Origin of the sequence: Ideonella azotifigens (genome assembly GCF_021043325.1) — a bacterium.
In the GTDB taxonomy this organism is placed as follows: Bacteria; Pseudomonadota; Gammaproteobacteria; order Burkholderiales; family Burkholderiaceae_C; genus Ideonella; species Ideonella azotifigens.
In genome coordinates, this window is record NZ_JAJNKD010000041.1 from 1 (window position 1) to 2,706 (window position 2,706).

A 2,706-nucleotide genomic window follows, 5' to 3' on the forward strand; every position below is an offset into this window, starting at 1 on the left:
CTGCCGGCCTACAAGTTCACGCCCATCGTGATGCTGACCACCGAATCGGCCGGCGGCAAGAAGGCCGAAGGCCAGGCCGCGGGCGCCAAGGCCTGGGTCCTCAAGCCCTTCAACCCGCCGCAGCTGCTGAGCGTGGTGCAAAAGCTGGTGCTGCCATGAGCGGTACGCAAGCCGTGCTGGCCATCGAAGGCGAGCTGACGATCTACCGCGCAGCCGAGCTGTGCGAAGAACTCAAGGCCGCGCAAGCCTCGGCCGCGGCGCTGGAGATCAACCTCGCAGGCGTGACCGAAATGGACAGCGCCGGCGTGCAGCTGCTGATGGCCGCGAAGAAAAGCGCCCAGGCCACGCAGCGCAGCCTGCGCCTGGTCGGCCACAGCCCGGCGGTGCTGGAAGTGTTCGAGATCCTGGACCTGGCGGCGCACTTCGGTGACCCGCTGGTGATGCCTGCTGCCGCGCACTGAGCGGCACCCCTACTGGCGGAGAACCAAAATGAACATGGACCAGGCCCTGCAGACCTTCCTCGTGGAAGGCCGTGAACTGCTCGAAGACATGGAGGCCGCGCTGCTGCGCGTGGCCGACGAGGAAGATCCCGGCGAAAGCATCGGCGCGATCTTCCGCGCGGCCCACACCATCAAAGGCTCGGCCGGCCTGTTCGGCCTGGACAGCGTGGTGGCCTTCACCCACGTGGCTGAGAGCCTGTTGGACCATGTGCGCGACGGCAGCGTGAAACTCAGCGACCCGCTGATCCAGCTGCTGCTGGCCTGCGGCGACCACATCGGCACCCTGCTGGACGCGGTGGACGCCGGCCAGCGCCCGCTGAGCGCCGACGAGCAACAGGCCGGCGCCGCGCTGCTGGCCCGGCTGCATGCCCAGATGGGCAGCGGCGCCGGCGCCGCTGCGCCGGCCCCCGCCCTGGTTACCCCCCTGGTGGCCGCGCCGGCCGCCACCGACGACGGCTTTGCCCGCCTGGCCGCCCCCGGCCAGGGCGCCGAGCACTGGCACATCTCGCTGCGCTTCGGCCCGGACGTGCTGAAGAACGGCATGGACCCGCTGTCCTTCATCCGCTACCTGGCCACGCTGGGCAGCATCGAACACATCGTCACGCTGCACGACGCCGTGCCCGCGCTGGACGCCATCGACCCCGAAAGCTGCTCGCTGGGCTTCGAGATCGCCTTCAAGAGCGACTGCGACAAGGCCACCATCGAAGGCGCCTTCGAGTTTGTCATCGACGACTGCCAGCTGCGCATCCTCGCGCCGCACAGCCGCGTGGCCGAATACATCGAGCTGATCGGCAAGCTGCCGGAAGAACCCAGCCGGCTGGGCGAGATCCTGGTGCGCTGCGGCAGCGTCACCGCGCACGAGCTGGACAACGCACTGAGCGCCCAGCGCCAGGGCGACTCGCCGCAGCTGCTGGGCAGCATCCTGGCCGGACAGGGCAAGGTCGCGCCGCAGGTCGTCGAGGCCGCACTGGCCAAGCAAAAGCAGGTCAAGGACAACAAGGCCCAGGAAAGCCAGTCGGTGCGGGTCGATGCCGACAAGCTCGACCGGCTGATCAACCTGGTGGGCGAACTGGTGATCGCCACCGCAGGCGCCAACCTCATCGCCAGGCGCACCCGCAACGTCGAGCTGCAGGAATGCAACTCCACGCTGTCGGACCTGGTGGAGGAAGTGCGCGACAGCGCGCTGCAGCTGCGCATGGTCAAGATCGGCGCCACCTTCGGCAAGTTCAAGCGCGTGGTGCACGACGTGGCCCGCGAGCTGGGCAAGGACATCGAGCTGAGCGTGTCGGGCGAAGACACCGAGCTGGACAAGACCGTCGTCGAGAAGATCGGCGACCCGCTGATGCATTTGGTGCGCAACGCGATGGACCACGGCATCGACGGCCCCGAGCTGCGCGCGCAGCGCGGCAAGCCGGCGCAGGGCACGGTGGCGCTGAACGCGTACCACGAGTCCGGCAGCATCGTGATCCAGGTCAGCGACGACGGGGGCGGCCTGAACCGCGACCGCATCCTGGCCAAGGCCATCGAGCGCGGCCTGGTGGAAGCCGGCAAGACCATGAGCGACGCCGAGATCTACAACCTGATCTTCGAGCCCGGCTTCTCGACCGCCGAGGCGATCACCAACCTGTCGGGCCGAGGCGTCGGCATGGACGTGGTCAAGCGCAACATCACCGCGCTGCGCGGCAGCGTGGCCATCCACAGCCTGCCTGGCCAGGGCACCACCGTGACCGTTCGCCTGCCGCTGACGCTGGCCATCATCAACGGCTTCCAGGTCGGGGTGGGCAAGTCGGTCTTCGTGGTGCCGCTGGACATGGTCGACGAGTGCATCGAATTCAGCGCCGAGCCCGGCCACAACTACACCGACCTGCGCGGCCAGGTGCTGCCCTTCATCCGGCTGCGCACGCTGTTCGACGTGCCGGGCGAGCCGTCGGCGCGGCAGAACATCGTCGTCGTCAAGCATGCCGGCCAGAAGTTCGGCCTGGTGGTGGACGCGCTGATGGGCGAAGCCCAGACCGTGATCAAGCCGCTCTCGCGCATGTTCGCGCAGGTGCAGGGCATCAGCGGCTCGTCCATCCTGGGCAGCGGCGACGTTGCGCTGATCCTGGACGTGCCCGAGCTGATGCAGCAGGCCGGCCAGCATTCGGGCATGGTCGCCAGCGAAGCAACGGCCTGATTCAACTGCCTGATTCAAATACCTCTTCAATTC

3 protein-coding genes are annotated in these 2,706 nt (G+C 68.0%); all 3 read left to right on the top strand.

The window, feature by feature from the left end; genetic code table 11:
• A partial coding sequence (locus LRH25_RS32425; RefSeq protein WP_510591037.1) for a response regulator occupies positions 1-159 on the top strand: 159 nt, incomplete at its 5' end.
• The gene (locus tag LRH25_RS32430) at positions 156-461 is read left to right on the top strand and encodes an STAS domain-containing protein (RefSeq protein WP_231013273.1); all 306 of its coding nucleotides are present in this window, start codon (positions 156-158) and stop codon (positions 459-461) included. The genes LRH25_RS32425 and LRH25_RS32430, both read left to right, overlap by 4 nt.
• A gap of 28 nt (positions 462-489) precedes the next feature.
• Entirely contained in the window at positions 490-2,673 is a 2,184-nt protein-coding gene (locus tag LRH25_RS32435) for a chemotaxis protein CheA (protein WP_231013275.1), read from the top strand.
• The last annotated feature ends 33 nt before the right edge of the window (positions 2,674-2,706 follow it).

What these genes read in the sequence shown, in the direction of transcription:
- LRH25_RS32430 (WP_231013273.1), top strand. Translation starts at nt 156, where the DNA reads ATGAGCGGTACGCAAGCCGTGCTGGCCATCGAAGGCGAGCTGACGATC.
- LRH25_RS32435 (WP_231013275.1), top strand. Translation starts at nt 490, where the DNA reads ATGAACATGGACCAGGCCCTGCAGACCTTCCTCGTGGAAGGCCGTGAA.